The sequence below is a fragment of the Vibrio sp. A37 genome (genome assembly GCF_059777565.1).
The window spans coordinates 383,850-407,800 of sequence record NZ_JBLNLI010000001.1 but is presented as its reverse complement, the minus strand read 5'-3'; the positions used below and the strand labels follow the sequence as shown (position 1 = coordinate 407,800).

The 23,951-nt window shown below is 41.2% G+C and carries 19 protein-coding genes and 1 pseudogene; 9 read left to right on the top strand and 11 right to left on the bottom strand.

Annotation, left to right across the window (positions count from 1 at the left end; all coding sequences use genetic code 11):
• Positions 1 to 18 precede the first annotated feature (18 nt).
• Positions 19 to 700, top strand: a pseudogene (locus ACM2FC_RS01725) (IS1 family transposase).
• A 233-nt stretch (positions 701 to 933) separates the two neighbouring features.
• Positions 934 to 2,268, top strand: coding sequence for a Na+/H+ antiporter NhaC family protein (locus ACM2FC_RS01720; protein ID WP_498479098.1), 1,335 nt, complete (start codon positions 934 to 936; stop codon positions 2,266 to 2,268).
• Between the two features lie 161 nt (positions 2,269 to 2,429).
• On the opposite strand, the gene ACM2FC_RS01715 is transcribed toward ACM2FC_RS01720, so the two are convergent.
• From ACM2FC_RS01715 to ACM2FC_RS01705, 3 genes are all read right to left on the bottom strand, one after another.
• Positions 2,430 to 2,972 (bottom strand): dihydrofolate reductase family protein, encoded by a 543-nt coding sequence (locus ACM2FC_RS01715; RefSeq protein ID WP_498479097.1) that lies wholly within the window; start codon positions 2,970 to 2,972, stop codon positions 2,430 to 2,432.
• Between the two features lie 205 nt (positions 2,973 to 3,177).
• A complete protein-coding gene (locus tag ACM2FC_RS01710) occupies positions 3,178 to 3,897 on the bottom strand; it encodes an exonuclease domain-containing protein (RefSeq protein ID WP_498479096.1) in 720 nt (239 codons plus the stop codon).
• Positions 3,898 to 3,900: 3 nt separating this feature from the next.
• A complete protein-coding gene (locus ACM2FC_RS01705; protein WP_498479095.1) occupies positions 3,901 to 5,754 on the bottom strand; it encodes a DUF294 nucleotidyltransferase-like domain-containing protein in 1,854 nt (617 codons plus the stop codon).
• A 389-nt stretch (positions 5,755 to 6,143) separates the two neighbouring features.
• Between ACM2FC_RS01705 and ACM2FC_RS01700 the strand changes: the two genes are divergently transcribed.
• The gene (locus ACM2FC_RS01700; protein WP_498479094.1) at positions 6,144 to 7,415 is read left to right on the top strand and encodes an ammonium transporter; all 1,272 of its coding nucleotides are present in this window, start codon (positions 6,144 to 6,146) and stop codon (positions 7,413 to 7,415) included.
• A gap of 91 nt (positions 7,416 to 7,506) precedes the next feature.
• The gene (locus ACM2FC_RS01695) at positions 7,507 to 7,851 is read left to right on the top strand and encodes a DOPA 4,5-dioxygenase family protein (RefSeq protein WP_498479093.1); all 345 of its coding nucleotides are present in this window, start codon (positions 7,507 to 7,509) and stop codon (positions 7,849 to 7,851) included.
• 361 nt (positions 7,852 to 8,212) lie between these two features.
• On the opposite strand, the gene ACM2FC_RS01690 is transcribed toward ACM2FC_RS01695, so the two are convergent.
• Complete coding sequence (locus ACM2FC_RS01690; protein WP_498479092.1) at positions 8,213 to 9,541, bottom strand: hypothetical protein; 1,329 nt, start codon at positions 9,539 to 9,541, stop codon at positions 8,213 to 8,215.
• 333 nt (positions 9,542 to 9,874) lie between these two features.
• Here ACM2FC_RS01690 and ACM2FC_RS01685 point away from each other — a divergent pair, with 333 nt between their 5' ends.
• On the top strand, positions 9,875 to 12,373 hold the full coding sequence (locus tag ACM2FC_RS01685) for a diguanylate cyclase (protein WP_498479091.1): 2,499 nt from the start codon (positions 9,875 to 9,877) through the stop codon (positions 12,371 to 12,373).
• Between the two features lie 229 nt (positions 12,374 to 12,602).
• Here ACM2FC_RS01685 and ACM2FC_RS01680 read toward each other — a convergent pair whose 3' ends face one another.
• From ACM2FC_RS01680 to ACM2FC_RS01665, 4 genes are all read right to left on the bottom strand, one after another.
• Positions 12,603 to 12,959: a nuclear transport factor 2 family protein gene (locus ACM2FC_RS01680; RefSeq protein ID WP_498479090.1), complete on the bottom strand. Its 357-nt coding sequence runs from the start codon at positions 12,957 to 12,959 to the stop codon at positions 12,603 to 12,605.
• A gap of 14 nt (positions 12,960 to 12,973) precedes the next feature.
• On the bottom strand, positions 12,974 to 13,414 hold the full coding sequence (locus ACM2FC_RS01675) for a YtoQ family protein (RefSeq protein WP_498479089.1): 441 nt from the start codon (positions 13,412 to 13,414) through the stop codon (positions 12,974 to 12,976).
• Positions 13,415 to 13,566: 152 nt separating this feature from the next.
• On the bottom strand, positions 13,567 to 14,343 hold the full coding sequence (locus tag ACM2FC_RS01670; RefSeq protein ID WP_498479088.1) for an NAD(P)-binding domain-containing protein: 777 nt from the start codon (positions 14,341 to 14,343) through the stop codon (positions 13,567 to 13,569).
• A gap of 133 nt (positions 14,344 to 14,476) precedes the next feature.
• Positions 14,477 to 15,118 (bottom strand): MarC family protein, encoded by a 642-nt coding sequence (locus tag ACM2FC_RS01665; RefSeq protein WP_498479087.1) that lies wholly within the window; start codon positions 15,116 to 15,118, stop codon positions 14,477 to 14,479.
• Between the two features lie 433 nt (positions 15,119 to 15,551).
• Between ACM2FC_RS01665 and ACM2FC_RS01660 the strand changes: the two genes are divergently transcribed.
• Positions 15,552 to 16,475: a DMT family transporter gene (locus tag ACM2FC_RS01660; protein ID WP_498479086.1), complete on the top strand. Its 924-nt coding sequence runs from the start codon at positions 15,552 to 15,554 to the stop codon at positions 16,473 to 16,475.
• An 8-nt stretch (positions 16,476 to 16,483) separates the two neighbouring features.
• The gene (gene panB, locus ACM2FC_RS01655; protein ID WP_498479085.1) at positions 16,484 to 17,299 is read left to right on the top strand and encodes a 3-methyl-2-oxobutanoate hydroxymethyltransferase; all 816 of its coding nucleotides are present in this window, start codon (positions 16,484 to 16,486) and stop codon (positions 17,297 to 17,299) included.
• Between the two features lie 33 nt (positions 17,300 to 17,332).
• Here panB and ACM2FC_RS01650 read toward each other — a convergent pair whose 3' ends face one another.
• On the bottom strand, positions 17,333 to 18,136 hold the full coding sequence (locus tag ACM2FC_RS01650) for a fumarylacetoacetate hydrolase family protein (protein WP_498479084.1): 804 nt from the start codon (positions 18,134 to 18,136) through the stop codon (positions 17,333 to 17,335).
• Positions 18,137 to 18,350: 214 nt separating this feature from the next.
• Between ACM2FC_RS01650 and ACM2FC_RS01645 the strand changes: the two genes are divergently transcribed.
• Positions 18,351 to 19,355 (top strand): substrate-binding domain-containing protein, encoded by a 1,005-nt coding sequence (locus ACM2FC_RS01645; RefSeq protein WP_498479083.1) that lies wholly within the window; start codon positions 18,351 to 18,353, stop codon positions 19,353 to 19,355.
• A 79-nt stretch (positions 19,356 to 19,434) separates the two neighbouring features.
• Here ACM2FC_RS01645 and ACM2FC_RS01640 read toward each other — a convergent pair whose 3' ends face one another.
• Complete coding sequence (locus ACM2FC_RS01640) at positions 19,435 to 21,072, bottom strand: glycosyltransferase family 39 protein (RefSeq protein WP_498479082.1); 1,638 nt, start codon at positions 21,070 to 21,072, stop codon at positions 19,435 to 19,437.
• A 466-nt stretch (positions 21,073 to 21,538) separates the two neighbouring features.
• Complete coding sequence (gene tpx / locus ACM2FC_RS01635; RefSeq protein WP_498479081.1) at positions 21,539 to 22,045, bottom strand: thiol peroxidase; 507 nt, start codon at positions 22,043 to 22,045, stop codon at positions 21,539 to 21,541.
• Between the two features lie 536 nt (positions 22,046 to 22,581).
• On the opposite strand from tpx, the gene ACM2FC_RS01630 reads away from it, so the two are divergent.
• The gene (locus ACM2FC_RS01630) at positions 22,582 to 23,817 is read left to right on the top strand and encodes an amino acid permease (RefSeq protein WP_498479080.1); all 1,236 of its coding nucleotides are present in this window, start codon (positions 22,582 to 22,584) and stop codon (positions 23,815 to 23,817) included.
• The last annotated feature ends 134 nt before the right edge of the window (positions 23,818 to 23,951 follow it).

Here is a 23,951-nt window from a genome sequence, read left to right as displayed (position 1 = left end):
AATATGTAAGAAGTAGCCATGGCCACCATCGAAGTACCCTGACGTTTTTGTGAACAAACTAAACCTGTAAGAAAATATGGAACAGGTCCTACCGGATACCAACGTTTCCGTTGCCTAGACTGCAAACGCACGTTTCAACTCGATTATGCCTATGAAGCTTGGAAACCTGGAGTAAAAGAAAAAATCGTTGATATAGCGATGAATAGTGCTGGGCTACGTGATACCGGTCTCGTACTGAAAGTGGGGTACAACACCGTTTTGCGCACTCTAAAAAACTCCAACCCAGACAAGTAACTACGATCCCGTTTGATACTGCCAATATTGAACTGATTTGCGAAATCGATGAACAATGGTCATTCATGGGAAACAAGAAGAATCAACGTTGGCTTTGGTACGCTTGGGAGTCAAGGTTTAAACGCCTTGTCGCTCATGCTTTTGGTAGACGGAATACAGAAACGCTCAAAAGTCTGCTCTGTTTGCTCTCTCCTTTTCCCATCAATTTTGTCTGTACAGATAACTTTCAGGTGTACTCATCCCATTTGCCATCGTAAAAGTATATCGTTGGTAAAAGGTACACTCAAAGAATTGAGCGTATAAACCAAACGCTAAGGACTCGTTGAAACAATTGGTTCGAAAAATAATAGGCTTTTCAAAATCAGAGTCGATGGATGATAAAGTAGTCGAAACATTCATTGAATGAGAGTTTTATATGTGGATCAACAAGTTGACGTCAAGACCAGCTTCTCTGCTATGCTCGCAACAGGTATCATCTTCCATATATAATGGTAAATTTAGATTGAACAAATGAAATAAACACCTTTCTGTTTAGGTATAATCAGTTTGTTATGATTATTGAAATAATATTTTATATAGATAGACTCCAAAAAATTAAATATCTTATAAGGATATCATCTGTTATAGAATCTCATTTTTATGGATCGACAACCATCTAGTTCTAAAGATTTAGGGGTAGTATCTCTTTTACCCAAAACTGTTTTCTTATTACTTTTTCTAGGCTCAGGCCTTTATTTTCAAGCAATCGGCGTTCATCGAGCATTTTATCAACTTCCGCCAGTGGTCTCAGTAACTATCGCAATTATTTTAGCCTTGTTGATTAGTCGAGATAAGTTGAATAACTCTATAACACAGTTAATTACTGGCTTGGGTGATAACAACATCGTAATGATGTGTGTCATTTATTTATTATCTGGCGCTTTTACCGCTGTTGCTCGTTCTACTGGGGGAGTAGACGCAGTGGTCAGCCTAGGCATCAGCTTTTTACCAAGCTGGTTTCTTTTGCCGGGTTTATTTTTTGTCACTTCCGTTATTTCAACTGCAATGGGAACATCAATGGGAACCATCGCTGCTGTTGGTCCCATCGCCTTGGGGATTGCTGAGCATAGCGGACTTGCCCCTTTATGGGTTGCCGCTGCGGTACTGAGTGGTGCAATGTTTGGTGACAACTTATCGATAATTTCTGATACAACTATCGCAGCGACTAAGACTCAGGGTTGTGCAATGAAAGACAAGTTTTATGAGAACCTAAAAATCGCACTGCCTGCAGCTGTTTTAAGCTTAGTTATATTTTGTTTCGCAGGCCATAACGTTCATATACCACACCCTCAACATATAAACTATCTATCAGCCATCCCTTATTTAGCTATATTGATTTTGGCACTAAGCGGGTTGAACGTATTTGTCGTCTTGACGTTTGGTATTTTTCTCGCCGGGCTAAATGGTGTTTTCTTCACAGGTTATCATTGGCTTAGCTTCGCTCAAGATATAGATAAAGGTTTTGCGAGTATGCAGCATGTTTTCATCCTCACGATGCTGATCGGAGGGTTAACAGAATTGATGAAAGCTCAAGGTGGCATTGCTTACCTGAATACTAAAGTGAGTGGTGTAATTACAAAATTTGGCAGCAATAGTAGCATCGCTCAAATTGGTATTGGTCTATTGGTCTCATTAATCAATATCTGTGTAGCAAGTAATACAATAGCGATTTTGGTCTCTGGAGAGATTGCAAAAAACATATCTAAAAACAACAGTATCAGTGCAAAACGCAGTGCCAGTATTCTAGATATTTTCGCAAGTGTAGTTCAAGGAGTCATTCCTTACGGTGGTCAGATACTACTCATTGGCATTCTGTTTAAACTGTCTCCGTTTTCGGTTTCAGAAATGGCTATATATCCTTGGTTGTTAGGAGCAGTTACTGTTTTATTTATGCTTGGTAAGCAGAAGCCCGCATCGTCAAGAGCTGTATGCTAGTACACGACTTGAGGACCTCTCGAACTAGAGCTTTAATTTTCTCTTTATTTACAGTTATTTAGTTCTATTCTCCGACTCGAGTGACTGAGCTCGATACCTAAACCTACCTCCAGTAAGTATTCAGCGTCGGGAGCAAGGTAAGTCGGCGCCTTCAGGCAGTGCTATGAAGATATGCGCTGCCTTATAAAGTAGTTTTTAACCAAACACCCCAAATATCTCTCTGATTTGACATACTTAAACTTTAGTGGTTCGGACAATTCTCCAAACAGTGGAATACCACCACCTAACACGATGGGTATCGTTGTAATAATGAGCTCATCAATCATGTCTTCTCTTAAAAAGCCTTGTACTGTCTTGCCCCCATCGATATAAAGCCTAGATAAGCCTTTGCGGTGTAGTTGGGCTATGATCTCTTCCAGCTCTCCCTTTATTAAAAAGATCTTATCTTTATACCCTGAAGGGATAGTTTTTAATGTATTACTCAGTACATAAACAGGTTTAGTGTAGGGCCAATCACAATCAAAACTGAGTACCATCTCTAACGTATTTCTCCCCATTATCAGCGCGTCAATTTGACTCATAAAATCGCTAAATCCAAAGTCAGAACCTTCAGAGTTGGGAATATCATGTAACCAGTCAATCTGGTTATTTCTATCTGCAATATATCCGTCAAGACTGGTTGCGATATAAACGATATTTGGCATTACACTCTCCTGAAATATTTTGAGATGGAACCTTAAACCATAAAGTTGCGCTGAAAGTACAGAAGAGATTCAAACAAGGTTATATTTACGTGAAATCAACATTTTCTTTGATATTTGAAATAAAGAACAAGGGATTGAACTTCCGAAAGCAAAGAGCTTCTCCCATTCGTTCGTTGGCTAACATATGATTTGAGTTTGCCACCTATCAACGATGAACTTTGTGAGAATAACGATATAGCAGTTCGAGAGGAGCTGTTTTTTGCCCAAACAGTTTGAACATCTGGGCAATAAATAGCTCTGCTGTGGCAAGTGCATCCATCAAAGCATGATGGCCAGGGTATGGCGGCAGATTATAGCGTTTCCTGACTTCAGCTAAGCAGTAATCGCAAGGGCAATATGCCAGTGACTGGCGAAATTTTTCAATTTTTAGTGTATCAAGGATGATAAAAGGTATCGCTTTTAGGCCATATTTTTGTTCAATATATCGATTAATAAACTCACGCTCTATGACTGCACCATGCACCACCATTATCTTGCCCGCTAGCTCCTCAAATAGCTGACGAAATGCGGCCTCTTCATTGATACCTTCATCGATTAAATCTTGGGGCATCAACTGATGTATCTTCACTGATTCAGCGTTTACTTCACTGTGAGGATTAATCAGAAGGTGCCTAGCGGTGTTTGCTTTGATGACTCCTTTCTCAATATGCACCCACCCCATACTAAGAACGCGATCTGTCTCAGCATCAACCCCTGTAGTTTCAAAGTCCAGAACCAAATAATCCAACTGCTTACTGTCACTTTTTTTATCAGGAAAAGACTTTACCAATACCGGAGCCAAATCAGAGATGGCCATCTTATTGGCTAATTTGGCTCTCTCTTTTTCGAGTTTTGTGATTGTTGGGTTAAAGGGTAATTTGAACACAAGCTATAACCCGAACCTGAGCTTCAACGCATCTTGGATAGTTGAAATAATCCGAAATGCATCTTTTATATGTTGTCGGCCAAAACTGCCAAATTGGCTTGGCGATATGTAGTTTGATACGGGCAACCCTTTGCGCAGCTCTTCAAGCTGGCTATCATATCTAAGCTGATTCGCAAATTGGTACGTACCAATCAGATCTTTATAAGTGTTCTGGTTAAACATGTTGTTTTGCATGGCAAACTCAAAACGTCGCTCAGTATTTAATTCATCGCTTCCCTCGTTGATGGCATAAATTCTTGCAATATCCACCAAGCAGTTAATAGCTGAACGCTTAATGTTTAATTGTTTTTCGTTATTACCATTTTTTTCCAATACCAAATTCTTAAACACACCTATCGGTGGTTTTATTTCTAAAGCAGTGCGAACCAATGCAGACATGAGGTTGGAGTTGCCTTTCACTTGCTCCTGCCTATGGCGATTGAGCTCATCAAACATGGATTCATCACCATGAATCAAGCGAATTTCAAGGAACACCGTTAAGCTAATTAGCATGTCGTATTCAGGGTTGCGTGCCCATTTGCTGTAGTAGCATTTCCATGTGGAAAGAGACTGACGCCACTTAGGCGTCGCCGCCATAAAACGCCCAGTACACAAGCTATAACCACATTCAGCCAAGCCTTTGCAAACATACATTGCGAAGTGGCTAAAATAGGTCCGCTGATTTTCCGTTGCACCATCTTCAATGATAAGCGCATTGTCTTGGTCTGAGCCAAGGTGAATCTCACCTCGCGCGTGAGAGCCTGCCGCCATCCAGCTATATTTGCATGGTGCTGGGCCAAGTGCACTCTCAGCTAATGCAATCAACTGTCGAGTAAACGCATCATAAATAGCCGCCATCACTTGACCGATAACATTGGCTGGCAATCGCCCTTCAACCATCGCTTCAAAAATGGCTTGCCGCTCCAATTTCAACTTAGTTAGCTTTTCAATCGAACGACATCGGCCAATTTTTTTAATCAAGTAAATCGATTGTACGCTGTGTTTCTGAATCAATTGTTGTGGCGTAATTAAGCCTACAACCCGCTTTTGGCTATCCAGTACCGGCAGGTTTTGGATATCATGTTTCATCATGATGTGGACCGCATTGAGCACGAGATCATCTTGTTGAATCGTCTTTGGGGCTGAAGTCATTACCTTGGAGATAGGCAACGAAACATCGACGCCTTCAGCGACAACTCGTGTCGTCATATCCGTGTCTGTGACCATGCCAACGATTTGTTCTCCTTCAACAACAACCGCACACGAACTTTGCGAGTTGTTTAGCATGCTTTGAGCAACACTTTGTATGGAGTCTTCAACTCGAACAATTGCGACACGATCGGTGGCGACTTCTTTTATATGTTTGAAGAAAGTACCTTTGTCACGCTGAGACCATTTTACCTTAACGCGAGATTGCAACCTTAGGTTTGCACTGAGTGCTAATTGCTCTGCCACTTCCGGATGATCATGTACCTGACTTAACAAGTTACGATAGTCAAACCGATAAAGCAGTGCACATTCAAGCGCGACAACTTGATAAGCGCTCTCTTTACCTTCCTTGAGGCTAAACCCAAAGATGTCGTCTTCTCCTAATCGGCCTCGCAAATTACCGTTTGGCAGCCTTTGCTCAACAACACCCGAGCGTATGATATAAAAATAATTCGCTTCGCTATCTTGAGTTGAGAGAACTTGCCCTTTCCCTAGATAAAGAATTTCAGCTTGTTCAGAAATTCGCTCAAGAATAACTTCTGGAAGCTTATCAAATGGAGATATTTGCTTGAGATAGGCAACTAAATTTGGCAGTAGAGTTTGATCCATACACTCTCATTTCCAGTAAAACTGGCCTAGGTAACTATGGTGAAGGTTAAGCCAGCAAATTTATCATATTATATGAATATTCCAAATGCGCAGATCACACCATCGCCACTCTCTAGCTTGCTTTGGCGATGAACCAAAACGTTTCCTAGATATGATTCATTGCACCAATATTGAGCAATGCACTTTAATCAACACAATCTATGTAACGAAGAGAAACAATAAAAAACAATACAAATAATGCACTTACCATAATTTTTCATATTTTTTAGATCCATGGCACAAGGTTTGCTCAAAACAACAAGGTTGCGCGTCAAGGAAGAGATAAATCGCAGGATGCTGAACGTAACAATCTGATATTCGGAATAATATTAATAATGGAGAATTGCACCTTGCGTTTAAATACATTTTTGTTGCTCATACTTACCAGTTTTTTTGCCTTCCCCAGTTACGCTGATACGTTGAACTCTGGCGACACAGCTTGGATGTTAACCGCAACGGCCCTGGTTCTCTTTATGACTATCCCCGGACTCGCGTTATTTTATGGCGGTATGGTTCGCAAAAAGAACGTGTTATCTGTCGTCATGCAATGCTTTTCTATTACTTGCATGGTCACTATTATTTGGGCTATAGCCGGTTATAGCTTGGCCTTCTCAACAGGAAATGGCTTTGTTGGTGGACTGCAAAATGGTTTGCTAAAAACACTCTCTACCGATGCTATGAGTGGAACCATTCCTGAATCACTCTTCATGGTATTTCAAATGACCTTCGCTATCATCGCGCCAGCGTTGATAACGGGTTCATTTGCTGAACGCATGAAATTTTCTGCCATGCTGTGGTTTATTGGCTTGTGGAGTATCTTGATTTATAGCCCTATCGCTCATTGGGTTTGGGGGCCTGACGGTTGGCTAGCCAATGCTGGAGTGCTTGATTTTGCTGGAGGAGATGTCATCCATATCAACGCAGGTATTGCGGGTTTAATGGCAGCCATTGTTATGGGGCCACGCAAAGGGTTCGGTCGTGACAACATGGCTCCTCACAACTTAGTCTTAACGGCCATTGGTGGTGCCATGCTTTGGGTCGGCTGGTTTGGCTTCAATGCGGGATCGGCACTTAGTGCTGGAACAAGTGCAGCGATGGCTATGGTTGTCACGCAAATTGCGACATCAGCAGCTGGTTTAAGCTGGATGGCAGTAGAATGGTATCAACACGGGAAGCCTAGCTTGCTGGGTATTGTTTCTGGCGCGGTAGCCGGACTGGTGGGCATTACTCCAGCAGCAGGCTTTGTCACACCAATGGGGTCGCTCATTCTAGGGATGGTCGCTGGGGTGGGTTGCTACTGGGGAGCGACTTGGTTAAAGCACAAGTTTAAATACGATGATTCTCTTGATTGTTGGGGTGTTCACGGAGTTGGCGGAATCATTGGCGCCATTATGACGGGTATTTTGGCAAGTAAAGCAGTCGGCGGAACAGCTGGTGTATTGGAAGGGAATTGGATGCAGCTACCCATTCAGTTGTTAGGAGCGGGCGCAACCATTGTGTACAGTGGCATCGGTAGCTACATTTTGTTAAAAATAATCGATAAGTGTATTGGTTTACGTGTCGACCCAGAGGCCGAGCAAGAAGGATTAGACTTGGCTTGTCACGATGAAAGAGTATTGTAAGTAATTATTCGGCAGCTACCTCTGGCTGCCGAGCCTCTTCAATCAAAATATGTTAAGCTTTTAGAACGCTCTAATAAAAACAGAACTCAAAATGGCATTAATCGAGAATAACCACCCCCATTACCACTCTCATATCTATTTTGACGAGCAGTCACAAGACATCGCAAGTACGCTAAGAGATCGAATTAGCCAAGAGCTAGATATGCCAGTAGGTCGCTTTCACACCAAGCTTGTCGGCCCGCATACCAAATGGAGCTTCATGGTAGCCTTTGACTCCGAGCAGTTTGATTCTTTTACTACTTGGCTCGACGAAAACCGACAAGGCTTAACCATACTAATTCACGCGGATACTGGCGATGACTATGTCGATCATACTTCCTATGCCAGCTGGCTTGGAACCCCTGTCGATATTGATTTGACTAAATTTAAACGCTAATTGATGTCAGTTATTTAAATCATAATCTAATGTTGTTATTTGTAGAATATGCCCTTGGGGGATAAACGCTGTTTTATCGCGTCATAGATACATTGGCAACGTAATGCTTGTATCAACAAATCGTACTTTTTCTTCTAGGGAAGATGTTGAGATTCGTTAGAAATTTAATTTCGAATGAACACTCATTGTTTTGTAGAGATGTGAGACTAGTGACCCATTTAACTCGGTTGACGATGAGTCATGATTTTTCGTCGTGCGAACCTTAGACTAACGACTTAACTCAGAAAGAAGTCTTAAATCATACTGAGGCGGAAATAGTAAAGAGCAGAACGCTAGCATGTTCCGCTCTTTCATTTCAAAGTTAATCAGCTTTATTCCGTACAGAATCAAATACAAACATTAAGATAAACAAACCAATAGAAAATAATAGAGTTTTACTCAGTACTGATTCCGATATACCCGGGTGAATAGATTGAACAGTCGCCACCCCCAATACACCTAGCAGAATTACGGAAATAAGTGCTTTAGTTGCTAAGCTCACTTCAGAGAAAAGCTGATTGCCGAAAATAAACTGACGGAAGCTTTTCGATTCAATAAACTCCAACGTCGCGTGAACACTACAAATAACCAGTACTAAGGTAGGTAACATAAGCTCCCATACCCAGTTCACCGGACTGGTCGGTGTTGGGGGCCAAGTCGCTGGAATGCCAAATTCGATAACCATTAACAAGCCAAGTAGTCCTGTTGTTAACCAATACATCGGCGCTCTGAAAAGCCCAACGAACAGACATAGAGCAGCCAAACTTTCAAACACAAATTGTGTTGGCGCCAATGTTGCCGATATAGACGCAGACAACGCCAAGAAGGATTTAACAAATTCAGGTGCATTGGAGGTTTTTTGGTAAGTTTCAACGAGATGTTTGTAGCCTTCGCTCGTAAACCAGTTTAATGAAATATCCGCATTTACCTGATAAATTAGCATCAATCCAATCATACTCGCCATTAAGAATAGGTACTTACGATTGACTCTATCCAGCACTGAATAGTCTATGTCACTACGACGACCATCCAACGTCAGCGAACAATAAGTGATTAAAGCGGTTAATATTGAGAACAGAGCGGTCACCGCAATACCATTCTCACCACCATTTTTGGATAAATGATTGAAGTATCCGAACATGATGAGCAAGACAACAGCAATCATACCACTCACAACGTTGTTCCTGCTTGGTACAATTTTCTGCCCTAGCCAGTTCGAGTTGTTGTTTGAATGTTGTCGTATATCCCATTGAGCCACCGCGACAATCAAAGAAAATAAGCAAGGGAATAAGAGTTCAAAGATCCAACTTCCCGGCCTGCCTAAATTGGACAGCCAAAAGCTCGCGTATAACATCGAAGATAAAAGAGGATAGATGGGACTGGAAGAGAAAAATAACCCCACTACACATACTATCATCACAATAGCGAGCAGAATGACACTAAACATGGGATAGTGCGAAAAAAACTCCAGCAACTGATTCCAGTAGATTGGCGCTTTGTTGGTCGCGATTATCTGACTAAGATACGCCCCCATTCCATTGGCAGTAAAATGTTTTGAGTAAACTTGCAACAATAAAGCCTGAAGTGTTGCTGCACCTAACAACATCCCTATTACTTTAATCCAATTAATATTATTAAGATAAGCCTTCATTATTGAGTTCCGAACGTTGTATGCGTAAACCACCATCGGCAGCTTTTCTAGCGAACTTGTACGCCAATGGTTATTTCATGTGAAAATTTGTGTGTCCAAATTTACAACAGATTACAATTGATAAAACTAACGTAACAATAGATTGTGTTAATCAAACTAGTAACCTTATTCGTGCTAACACAAATAATGCATTAACCATTTTCTGAAATTTAAAGCCGTAGCTCTGAAGCTAGTTGGAAAAGTGGAGCGCTTGCTGGTGCAATATAGAAATCTCTCCATCACAGTTCAGAGCTATTTATCTCATAAATTCAATCCAATATATGACTGCTATACTTGACAAAAACAGTCGTTCTTACGGTGATGATGAAGACTCTAACAACTCTGGTACTCTATTTATTTCTACCCATGCAGGCTCTTGCGATGGAGTTTGCTCTGTTTATTCCTCGTAGTGAGACGCCATTTTGGAAATCTCAAGTAGAATTTGCCCAAGCAGCAGCTACTGATCTGGGGATCTCCCTTAAGGTATATAGTGCTAACAATCAGTCTCAGGCCATGTTGAGACAAGTAGAAGAAGTCTGCCAACAGGGCATAGACGGTGTCCTATTTATGAATTACGAGCAAATAGGAGAGCAGATACTTGCCATAACAGAGCGCCATAGGGTTCCGAGTATCTTATATAACACCGTCTTCACCTCGAGCGATCTGATACCCCGTACAAAATATAAGTACTGGATTGGTAGTATCACTCCAGACGACGAAAAAGCTGGAGTGCACTTAGCCGAGCAACTTTTACTTACGGCTAAGGAGAGAAAGCTAAAAAACATCAACATGTTGGTAGTCAACGGAAATATGAAGGAAATTTCCGCGCAACATCGAAATCAAGGCCTACACCAATTCATTAAACATCACCCGAATATTTCTATTGTGGCAGAAGTTGATACTGGTACGAACTGGAGCCGAAAAGAATCGAAACGTCAATTTATGGAGTATTATCGCCAACATCCCGAGATCAACATGGTCTGGGCTGCATCAGACAGCCTTGGTCTAGGAGTAAAAGAGGCAATTACAGAACTAGCCTTGCCAGAAAATACGATTGTCGTGGGTGGTATCGATTGGCAACCTGAAGCGCTCGACACTATAAAAAAACAACCCGACTATATTTCTGTTGGCGGCCATTTTACTGAAGCTGCGTGGGGAATCGTGCTACTAAAAGACTACCTTCACGGCAACGATTTTGTTACCGATTCGACTCAATTTCATACTCAAATGCATCCAATCACTCAACAAAATATAAAAACATTTCAAAGCTTTACCGATGACAACTGGCAACGTATTGACTTCAACAAACACTCGAAAGAACAGAGCGCTGGTCAGCTATACAACTTCAGTATCAAATATCTGCTCGATACTTACTATCAAAACACTAAAGCACTCAAACTGACCGAAGAAGAATTACAGTGGTTACAACAGCACGATACCCTGCGATTGGCTATTGATATCGATTGGCCACCATTTGAATATGTTGATGATCTAGGCGTTTATCAAGGAATGTCAGCAGACTATATCAAGCTGATAGCCGATCGTATTGGGGTCAAATTGAGGCCTAGTATCAATATGAGTTGGACAGAAGTTGTGGAAGCTGCCAAACGCAGAGAACTAGATGTCTATCCCGCCCTTGCTGTTACACCTGGCCGCAAAAGCTACCTGAAATTTACCCGCCCCTACCTCAGTTTTCCGATGATGATAATTACTAACCAAGATATTCCGTTTATTGGTGATATCGACGCGTTAAATGATACAGAAGTTGCCATCGTAAAAGGGTATGCATCCCATGAGATGCTACGTGAAAACCACCCACAAATTCAGCTATTTGAGGCACAATCCGTTTCAGAAGCACTTGAGGCCGTATCCTCTGGACGAGTCAAAGCCTATGTAGGCAATATCGCAACGGCCAACTACGTAATGAGGCGTGAAGGATTTACCAATTTAAAAATTTCGGGTGCGACTCCGTATCATTTTGATCTTAGTATGGCAGTGCGCAGTGATTGGCCAATACTGCATACCATCTTGCAAAAGGCGTTAGACTCACTGTCTGAAAACGAAAAAAATGTTATCTATTCCCGTTGGGTCACGTTGCGCTATGACCATGGCATTGATTACAGCCTAGTATGGAAGGTCGCTGCGGTATCAATTCTACTTTTAACATTGCTTTGTTATTGGACCAAGAAGCTATCAAACTTAAACCTAAAGCTGAACAACGAAATTACAGAAAGAAAACAAGTTGAACAACAGCTGCGCCAAGAAAAGAAAAAAATAGAAGAGCTATCTATCACCGACCCTTTAACTGGGTTATATAATCGACGTCACTACAATAAAGTGTTTCCAGATGAGATTCGCCGAGCGCAGCGCAGCAAAGACTGGCTCAGCTTCGTGATTTTGGACGTTGATAGCTTCAAGCAATACAACGATAACTATGGTCACCACAACGGTGATAGCCAGCTAATTGAAATCGCTAATAGTCTAATGTCCCATTGCCACCGAGCATCAGACTATTGCTTCAGGCTGGGAGGAGAGGAGTTCGGTATTATTTTCTCAGGTTTAACTCCTAAAGAAGCTTCAGCGTTTGTTGAAAGACTAAGGGAGGCTATCGAACTTCTCCAAATTGAACATAAACACAGTTGTGTAGCAACTGTAGTGACAGCATCATTTGGTTTGGTGACAACCAATGCATCGAGATACGGCATTGAGCAGCTCTATGAAGCAGCAGATTCAGCTCTTTATCGAGCTAAGAAAGCTGGGCGTAATCGGATTGAAGCATTGGTATTCGAATAGAAAACAGGCAAATATTGCTCTGTATTTATTGTATTTATTATTGTTAAGTAAGCGACCCGTCTCACCAATCCATATTAGTCGCTTAGAATCCCCTACAAACTATTCGCTATAGATGAATTGAGGATCAAGCTCAGCCTTCACTTATGACCAACTTCGTCATAAAAACAGTTATCTTGATGAAGGCTGCTACCGCACTCAAAAACGATATTGCCGCTGCTTAGCTTAGGTGTCAGCTTGGAATTGGCAAACTGTGTGCTCTTAGAAAACTTAGCTTATCCCAATAGCCTCGCTGAAAAACTATAAGCTCCTTTTCAAATTGGAAGAAGCCGCAGCCACGTAAACCAATAGGGTCTTTCCATTCCAACATTGCCCACTCACCATCTTGGAAAATATTCTCTACAATACAGACCATCTCTGCTGTTTCAAATTCCTTGGTAAACATCGCCTTAATTGCACTTTTTCCCACTATCGGCTCGTTGGCTACTTGGTGATTTATCGCATTTTCGCTGTAGAATTCTGCGATTTCTTCAGCGTTGCCTTTGTTAAAAGCCTCAACCCATTTTTCAACTAATTCCTTTGGTTCCATAACTGCCTCGCCAACTAAGAATCGATCGTATATGCAAGGATCTCTACAATTTGTTCGGGTGTGGTTGCCCAAGCTTGTGCTGATGCATCCACTTCTTTTAGAGCATGTACCAAACTCTCATCATGCAGAGTAATGTAGGGCGTATCCAAAGCGGCACAAAACCCCGCATCAAACGCTGCATTCCATTGTTTATACTTATCTCCGAAACGGATAATGGCTAAATCACATGACTTGATTGCCGTTTGAATGCGAATAGCATTCACTTTCGCTGATTTATGATCTCGCCAAAACGGCTGAGTTTCTGGGCCCAATAAATCCCCCGCTGCATCACTTGACTCATGATCCGTATTCGCTGATATAAAAGTGACTTTTACATTCTTGGCCTCACACCCTTTTATAATTTGATTGCGCCAATCGGTATGAATTTCACCTGACAAATAGACTTTAAATTTCATAGCTTCTTAATACTTAGTTATTTGAATCATCAACTTAACACCTCATTAGAGAATGAGCAATGTGCAAACCAAAGTGCCGAACGGACAATAGACAAAGAGAGAAAACGTAATCACTTCGCCTCAATTTTCTTTCGCGTAAATACCTCAGGCACCTAATCGACAGTATCTCGTTTCAACCTGCTAAGAACGGTATCTAAGGAAGCACTGATTTCTCGACAAATGCCCCGCTCGCTCAACCTGTTAATGACTTCTTCATTCAGGCCTCCTGGAGTCGAAGCTTCTAGGGCCAATTCACTAAAATCAACATCAGGCTGATATTCTGCTATTGAAGTCAATGAACCTGTTAAGCTATTTAAGTATCCTCTGGCAACGGATGATTCAACATCGTGCCGCACTAGCCAATTCGCTACCGTATTCTGGCCTGCATAGTGACTTGCAATTAGGGAAGTCACGGTCGCTAAAGGATTAAACGCTGACTCATTTTGACAAGGAAACAGCTCTCCTAATCCAGCGAGAAACCGTTCAATATTGTCGTCATGTGGATGGTAAACAATAGGCCCGATGCATTGAGCAATGGTTGGCAAAGCGAAAGCTTTATATAGAGGGGCATGATCTCCTATTCGCCGCTGGCATTCAGCTAGAGACAACGTAGAAATACAGCTAATGACGGATGTGTGCTTGTTGAATGTTAACTTTTCTAGCTCATGCGACGCTATCGAAGTTGGAAGAGTGAGAAACACCCAATCACATTCGTCCACCACCGCTTGGTTGTCTTTAGCGACTTTAACGTATTCGTGGCTACTTGATAAAAGTTGACTCCTTTCCTTGTTTCTCGGCGACAATATGATCTCAATTGCCTTGTTTATTTTGGTTAAACCTGAGACTAGCGCAGTCGCCAGCTTTCCAACACCTATAATTCCTATTTTCATCTGCTCACCAACGTAAAGTTGCTTTTCATTCTTTTATGGGGTTTAACGAAGTCTTTATTTTATAGGGACTAGCGTTTTAACAGCAGGCAGCCACCTCAGCTTAAGGTGGCGTTAATCGTCGAAAAGAGCACTGTTAAATCGAATGATAGAATTTCACAATCCCTTCTAAAAGGTTGGTGACTGCGACAGAAGCTAGGATCAGCCCCATGACTCGGCTAATAATCATAGCCCCAACATTACCGATTACCTTATCGATTAGGTTCGCACAAAGTAACAGCGCAAGAGTGACAAGCAAAACCAGCATCATGATGCCGCCTGACATCATCTGATGTATAAGACTGTATCGATTATTGTCTGTCAGAAGTACAACCGCCATCATGGCTCCGGGGCTCGCTATGGAAGGGACGGCAAGAGGATACACCGCCAACTGTGATAATTGGCTACGACATACATTGTTCATCCCTTTCTCACACAATTTCGTTTCAACATCAGGTTTTGATTCACCAAAAATCATTGTCAGAGCAAACAATAGTAATACAAGGCCACCAGCTACCTGAAATGCTGGCAAAGGAACTTGCATGGCCTCCAACAAGAATTGTCCTGCCACAAGGAAGAAAATTAATATCGCCGCTGATATACCTACGGCTTCTAGGGCCACAATACGTTTTTGCTTTTCATTTAAATGAGAGGTTCGAGATAAAAAAACGGGAACTGAACCAATGGGGTCAATGACAGCCCACAGCAGCACAAACTGAGTAATTAAAATATCTAGCATACTTTCCTTCTATTTCTGTGTGTCGATACTTGAAAGCATTTCACTTTTATACGACTCACCGTATTCAAGCAAATGATAGAAGGTTACGTTTTTACACATCGACTTACCACACATTCACTGTAATAAATTGGCTTTACTCGTTTCAAGTGGTAAAGAAGTTTGGACTCTAACCGTTTGGCTGTTTTTACAGGTTGGCAATGGCGGTATACGATTGGAGGCATTTGGTTTTAAATATTTCTGAACAATATTTAAACCGTACAAGAAACAATATGTCTTCTTCTGTTAATAGATTGTCTTAAATTATCTATATAAATTTTATGAGACAACACTAAGATATACGCATATCCAACTCACGTCGAGACACTTATGGGTATCGGTCAAGATTTTATATCTTGTAAACAAATCAAATTTGACGCTCCCTTAGGAGAAAATCATGATTAATTTAATCCCTATCATCGCTGTCCTTATTTGGGCGGGAAATATGATAGTGAATAAAATGGCGGTTGGGGTAATTGGCCCCGATGCGATTTCATTTTATAGATGGCTTGTTGCGGGTTTAATTCTTACCCCTTTTTGTCTACCTAACTTACTAAAGCATCGCAGACAGTTCGTACGCCACTTTTGGAAGCTGTTTATTTTGGGTTTTCTTGGGATGGTTTCGTATCAGTGTTTAGCGTATTTTTCGGTACATACAATTTCCGCAATGCAGTCAAGCGTGATCCTCGCGCTTTTCCCAGCATTTACTTTAGCCATCACGTTTATTTTGTATAACAAAAAATCTTCTTTTTATGAGTTTCTGGGGCTTATCGTTTCTCTAGTCGGTGTACTAGCGTTTGTCTCCAATGGCAACTTATCCAATATAGTCAGTGAAGGACTAAAAGTTGGTGATGTTTTAATGGTTATTGCCGTAGGCAGTTACGCGCTATATAGCGTCCTTATAAAAAAATGGGAAGATAAAATCCGTCTTACCGCTTGGACCTCTCTATATGGTCAAATTATTTGTGCTGTCGCTATTTTATTACCGATATTTATTTTCTTCGCACAACCGACAACTTTTAATAGTAGAGCCTTTGGTTTAATTGGCTATGCGGGAATACTTGCGTCAGTGATAGCGCCATATCTCTGGATGAAAGGCATTGAGCGAATCGGCGCATATAAGTGCTCGGTATTTATGAATTTTTTACCTCTAATCAGTGCGGTTTTATCCTATTTCATTCTAAGCGAACCAATCAGCTCCATGCAATTGGTATCCGGAGTGTTTATCTTGGTTGGGGTTGGGCTAACCCAAATAAAGAAATCGACAAAAGTGAATAAAAGCCGAAGTTCCATTCAAAAAACAACGAAGTATTACAGTTAGGATTATTTATGAGTGTTCATGACAAAAGCAGAAAAGTTTCAATAAATGATATCAAGAATCAAAAAGACAAGAAAAAAATTGTTGCTCTTACGGCGTACACAACCTTCATGGCAGAGCTCATGGACCAACATGTCGATGTAATTATTGTCGGTGACTCACTAGGAATGGTCGCTTACGGGTTAGACTCTACCCTATCAGTGACCTTAGACATGATGATCGCACATGGTTCTGCTGTTGTCAGAGGTACAAAACAGGCATTAGTCGTCGTCGATATGCCGTTCGGTACTCATGAGGAATCGAAAGAAAAAGCGTTTCAACATGCAAAACGTATTTTAGCTGAAACAGGGGCTCAAGCCGTCAAAATTGAAACTGGCATGGAAGGAATAGAAACCGTTTCTTTCTTGATTGAAAGAGGCATACCCGTGTTACCGCATATAGGGTTGAAACCGCAGCAAATGAACGCGCTGGGTGGCTTTAAAATACAAGGCAAGACAGAAAGCGATAAAAATAAATTGATAGAACAAGCTAAAGCATTTGAGTCTATTGGAGCGTTTGCTCTACTCGTTGAAGGTGTTTACGAAGACACAGCCACGGCAATAACCCGCTCAATAAATATTCCTACCATAGGTATTGGCGCTTCTCCAAGCTGTGATGGCCAAGTCCTAGTCACCGAAGATGTACTAGGACTTTATTCGGGCTTTAAACCAAAATTTGCCAAGCAATATATAGACTTACGCAAAACCATCGACGCTGTATTTACTGAATACTCAAACGAGGTGCGTAGCAATGACTTTCCGACTCAAAGCCACTGCTTCCACCACTAACACTTTCTTTTAAATCCTGAAACCAAGGATGGTTTATTCAAATATATTGATAACTTCACCGACACTTTTAATTGATACCCTCACCTCATCTCCACTCTTAATCGCCTGAGTACGTCCTGGTGTCCCCATAAATACTAAGTCGCCGGGCATTAAAGTGAAATACTGACTCAAATAACTCACCACTTTGGTGGGTTTATGTATCATGTTGGCAGTGCTTTCCTGCTGAACAATTTCACCGTTTAAGCGTGTCGTAATAGTGAGATCGTTAATATCTAGCCCCGTCGCGATTTCAGGGCTAACAGGGCCAAATCCGTTACTGGATTTAGCTCTTGTCCACTGAAGATCCGACCCCTGCCAATTTCGCTCAGTGATGTCATTTCCTACAAGAACACCAAAAATAGCAGCCTCTGCTTCCGCTTGACTTGCTTTATGTAGTGACTTGCCAATAACAAGCACCAACTCCCCCTCAAAGTGCACATTTTGGGCGTCCGAAGGTAGTGTCACCGTATCTCCCGATAGTACTAGAGAGGAGACTAACTTAGAAAAAATGGGCGGTGGTTGACTTGAATTAGAGGGTAAATGACTCGCGTAATTCATACCGACAGCAAAGACCTTATTTGATTTGACCGGGAGCAACAAACCTACCTCAGACAATGAGATTGGCTTTCCTATCGGCTCAACCTTGCTAAAAATATCACCAAGCAAAGGTTGAATCTGATTCCCTGTTACTAGCCCATAAGATTCTTCTCCTTGATATTGGTACCTAACATACTTTTTCGCTGCATGAGAATTAAAAGCGAACGCAGCAACAATTATAACTAGCCAATATTTTTTCATGCATAATCCATTATTTTTGCAATAACTATTTATAGTTTAGGCGTTTTTATCATTTATTAAAGAAATGTAAACGATTACAAAATATGTTTACTTTCCTCCAACAGATGGCTAAATTTTACTTTGGTCACAACAAACTACTCTCATACAAATGTGAAAACGGTTACAATTAAACAAAAGTCAGTTAAGCGCTCTTAAAGAGCTGTTGAGGTAAATAATGTCAACCATTAAAGACGTAGCAAAAGAAGCTGGAGTATCTATCGCGACGGTTTCTAGAGTGATTAACAAGTCACCGAAAGCTAGCCAATCCGCTTTCGAGGCTGTCAATAAAGCGATGAGCAAGCTCGGTTATCGCCCAAATGCCGCTGCGAAAGCCTTAGTCAGCCAAAACTCCAATACCGTTGGCGTGTTAGTGAGTGACGTGTCCGATCCGTTTTTTGGTACCTTGGTGAAGTCGGTAGATAGAATTGCTCGAGAAAATGATAAACATACGCTCATTGGCAATGGATACCACGATGCGCAACAAGAAAAAGAAGCCATCGAACTTTTAATTAACAATCGCTGTGATGCTCTCATTATCCATGCAAAAGGACTGACAGATAAAGAACTCATTAGTTACGCAAATGAGGTTAAAAGCATGGTGATCATCAATCGTCATATTGATGAGCTCGAAGGCCGATGTGTTTCACTAGACAACTACAAAGGCTCGTTTTTAGCAACCGAATATCTCATTCGTCACGGCCACACTAAAATTGCCTGTGTCAGCTCCAATCACGATATTGAAGATGCTACCGAGCGCACTCGAGGCTATCTGGCGGCACTGAAAGAGCACAATATTGAACTGCCAAAAAGCTACGTAGAGTACGGCTCACCCGACAGTGAAGGGGGCGAACTAGCCATGTCCAATTTGCTCACAAAGTCGTTAGAGATGACTGCCGTCGTTGCTTACAACGATAATATGGCCGCCGGAGCGTTAGCCACTGCCAATGAGAATGGTATCGCCATTCCTGACCAACTTTCGATCGTGGGCTTTGATGACGGCTTAATTGCACGTTATGTACACCCAAAACTTACAACTGTCCGTTATCCAATTGAAATGATGGCAGAAAAAGCAATGAGCATTGCTTTGGATTTAGCCAAGGATAAACAACCTGAACCAGAGCCATTGCGCTTTTCTCCGACCGTAGTAAGACGCGATTCTGTGGTAAAAGTGAGTAGCTAATTCTGTAGTATTGAGAAAGAGCACTGGCTGCGTCCTTGCAACCTTTAAAACCTGAGCGAAGAAAGAGATAGAAACACGTCTACTCCGCTTGGTTTAAACCAGCTGAATAAATCAGTACGGTCAGGTTACCATCTGAGAATTCTCTGTCTGCTTTCGGTAAATTAAAACCTTTGGCTTCGTCATTACTTAGAAGCACCACGACACGAGGACGCTCTTTTGCATCAACTAAGTGAGTAAACTCTCTTACTGATAACTGTTTAACACCGGGATTATGGTTTTTTAGACCGTACGCAAACTCACCTGCTCCACCAAGAATATTGGTATGAGTAATGTTATTTTGTAAATCCATCGCCCCCACCCACTCTGCCGTTGAGTAAACCTCCGTATTCTTGTCTAGATAAGGGGTAACCCGAGAAAATAGCGCAGGATTGATACTCGCCTTTGCCACTTTCGACGGCATTGCTACAGAGGCAGTCACGAGTAACCCAGATGCTGCAATAGCGAGAACCGTTATTTTTTTAGCTGGAGCAATTGGAATGAGGGTTAGCACGAGCCAAACGGACATAGATACAACCATCAGTACCGCTGAGACTTGATCAAACTTAGTCAAGAATAGAGATTTTCCCCAGAATAGTTCGTAAATGACATATGCTAAGCCTATCGAGGATAGTAGCGCGTTGACCAATATTCCGTCTTTGGGTAGCTGCTTGAGTTTAGCGAGCCTAGAAATACCATGCCCTAATAGAATTGCAAAAGCTGGCATCGCGGGCAAAATATAGCTCGAAAGTTTTCCATCTGACAGTGAGAAAAACAAAGTGACTAACAGTGACCACAGCAATAGGTATTCAATTGGTTTACTGTTACGTACTTTATTTTTAAAACATGCCCTTAGAGAAGAAACTAAAAAGCCACTCCAAGGTAACAAACCTGCCCATATAATTGGAACAAAATACCAAATAGGGTGAGGGTGCTGAGCATGGTGACCGGAAAAAAACCTTTGAATATTTTGAACCCAGAAGAAATAGTGCCAATAGTCAGGGTTCTTGATTGCTATCGCTATACTCCATGGAAGACTAACAACAAGAGCACCAAGAATCGCAATACTGCCAAACTTGCACATCTTACCCAAAACCTTAAACCGGATAGCTGCGGCAACACCGACAATAAATGGCAGTGCTAGAGCAATAAATCCTTTAGTTAAAAAACCAAGCCCGCATACCAAACCAAATACAAAATACCCTCTCACCGTAGGAGAAAAAATAAGAGGATAAAGAGCAACTAAAGAGATCGTTACCCATGCTGAAAATAAGGCATCGGTCGCAGAGTAGCTGCCTTCTACAACAACATATAAGCTAGAGATAAAAACAAGTAAACTATATCGGGCGCTGCGCTTCCCAAGGTAACATTTAGCAAATGTCCAAACAGACATACACATCAATACAGCACTGAATATTGAAGTTAGCCTAATAGAAAGATTATTTAACCCAAACAGCCATATAAAAAAACCATTAAACCAGTAAGTTAAAACGGGCTTTTCAAAATACAGTAACCCATTAAAATGAGGCTCAATCCACTGTCCAGAAGACAACATTTCTCGCGCCATTTCCGCATATCGAACTTCATCTGGATTCCAAATAGGTCGAACTATAGATAAACAGATATAAAAAAAAATGAAGTAAAAGATAATAAATATCCAATACCTTTGCTTATCAGTCATGTATATAACCGTGAGTGTCTAAGTGAAAATAGTTATTGTATTAAAGGTCACAGATTCTGAAACATTAAAAGAAATTAATCAAATTTAATTTACTCAGTTACTCATTTAATTTACCTTCAATACTTTTAAATCAACGATATAGGTGTAAAATAGTACGGTCAATCACTATAATTATTTACAGTACTCAATACTTAATAAATAAGTACCTATATCCCTATTTAAAGAAACTAATTCATTAATTTTCTTGTACGGTTATGAGAAATTTAATGTACGATTTATGAAAATAAGCTCTAGAAGAGATATATTTCATGGACAATGTATTGCTTTAAGGGTGTCCATTTTCTTTGGACAATGATCATCTGACATTTTTGAGATATTGATAATCGAGGATGGCTAAAGGCCACATCCGTGCAGCCCCAATATGTGCAACCTGTTAACCTAAAAAGTTAACAAACCCTATTGAAGGTTATGCTTTTTTAGCCGCTTCTAGCGCAGATTCATAGCTTGGTTCGTTAGTAATTTCTGAAACTAGCTCACTGTGAGTGATCAGACCTTCCTCATTAAGAACGACGACTGCGCGAGCTGCCAAACCTTTTAGAGCACCTTCATTAATATTTACACCGTAGTCTTCAGCAAAGGACTGAGAACGGAAGAATGAAGCAGTTTGAACGTCTTCAAGCCCTTCAGCTTCACAGAAACGTCCAGAAGCAAAAGGCAAATCAGCAGAGATACAAAGAACCGTTGTGTTATCTAGGCTTGCAGCCGCTTCGTTGAACTTACGAACGCTCGTGGCACAAACTGGAGTATCAATGCTTGGGAAGATATTCAGCACAACTTTCTTACCACGCAGGTCAGATAACTGAATGTCAGAAAGTGTTGACGATGTTAAAGTGAATTCAGGAGCTTGAGTGCCAACTTGAACGAATGTACCTGATACGTTTACTGGTTCACCTTTAAATGTAACTTGGCTCATTTTCTTTACTCTCTCATTTATTTTTATGTTCAGTACTCAATCATCTAATCGGATAAAGTTGCTTGAGTATAAGGATTGCTCTCCTTTTCCTTCGGAGACGTTTCTGTCTACACGAAAGGGCATAAAACGACATGAAATGTTGTTTTTATGCACCAACCTAAAAAAATAGAAAGATTATTCACTCCTTGAATGCAAGTGCTTTGAAGTAACAAAACCTACCCGCCACTTCAGAGATACTTTTACTAAATAATCACATAACAATCAATGAAATAATAACGTTTTATATACAACATCATTTGGTAAAAAACTGAACCAAATTTTCAGTCATCAGCTTTTTGTACTAGCCAGCAATTACAAATTGGAAATTCATTAACCTTTGCGTATACTCGGGCGCGTTGTAACCCCAAGTATCCTCATATTGCTTAGGGATAAATTGGATAAGTTCCCATATCACAACCAATAGATAGGTTAGAAATTGGGTTGCGAGCAATTTTTCACTTTAAATGTGACATTTATAAATTTCTAGAGTATTGCACATGAAATCTAAAACACTCGGAAGCAGTTTAATCTTTACCGGTAACTGTGTAGGCGCTGGTATATTAGCGCTACCATTATCAACCGCAGGGCTTGGTTTTGTTGCCACAAGCGTTGTGATTACGCTTTGCTGGCTAGTTTCAATGATAGCATCACTTCTGATTGTCGAGGTATTAGCCGCTTACCCAGAAAAAGAGCTCAATTTTGACTCAATGTACTCTTTGACGTTAGGCAAACTAGGCCAAATCATTGGTATGTTGGCTTATGTGGTACTGCTTTACTCTGTTGCTGCGGCATATACAAGTGGAGGCGCCTCAATCCTTACCGCCATTCTTGCTCAGGCAGGTGTACATTTGCCAAGCTGGGTGACCGCAGTAGCATTTATCCTTATTTTAGGTGGCATCGTCTATAAAGGGCATCGAGCAGTTGATATAAGTAACCGCGTACTTCTTTCAGTAAAAGGGATATGCTTTGTCATACTTGCTGCGATCTTGATGCCGGATGTACGAGCTGTAAATTTGTTTGATATAACACATACCATGCCGTATCTGTGGTTTGCGATACCCATTTTATTTTTCTCATTTGGCTTACAAATTATGGTTCCTAGTATGTTTAGCTACCTAGACAAAGACATCAAGGAAATCCGTAAAGCCATCGTAATTGGAAGCTTTTTGCCACTCGTTATTTATTTGCTTTGGTTGGTGGTTATTCTTGGTATTTTGCCTCGCTTTGGCACACCAAGCTTCGCTCATTTTTTAAAGAGCCACTCAGCGAATGACATTGGCGACCTGTTCGTTATGCTAGGCAACCATTCGACGGTTCATTTAAGTAGCATGATGATGGGTCTATTCACCAATGTCGCGGTAATGACAACGTTCTTGTCTTTGACGCTCGCGCTGCACGATTATATGAGAGACCTGTGTAAGATCGGCACCACCAAAGCTGATCGTAAAAAAAGTATTGCAATCACCTACCTACCGCCACTACTGGTTTCTCTATTCTTACCCGCTCTATTCCAAAGTGCGTTGGAATATGCGGCTGGTTTACAGGCACTTTTACTTCTAATCATTCCTGTTGCAATGGTTTGGTCTATTCGTCGTCGTCAAGACAAGCAAAAGTCAGTCACCACCTATCGGGTTGCTGGTGGATATGGATTACTTGTCTTATTAGCATGCTTCGGTGCAGCACTAGTAGTACTTGGTTTTATGGCCAGCTTAAATCTACTTCCAGTTTTATAACTGCTTGATAAAAAATGGCCTCAACGCCCTACTTCGTTGAGGTCATATCATTATTAAACTCCTCTTGAAACTGTTTCTCGCCTCAAATAGATAGTGCACAAATACAAACCAAACTAGTCTTTTTAATAAGAGTT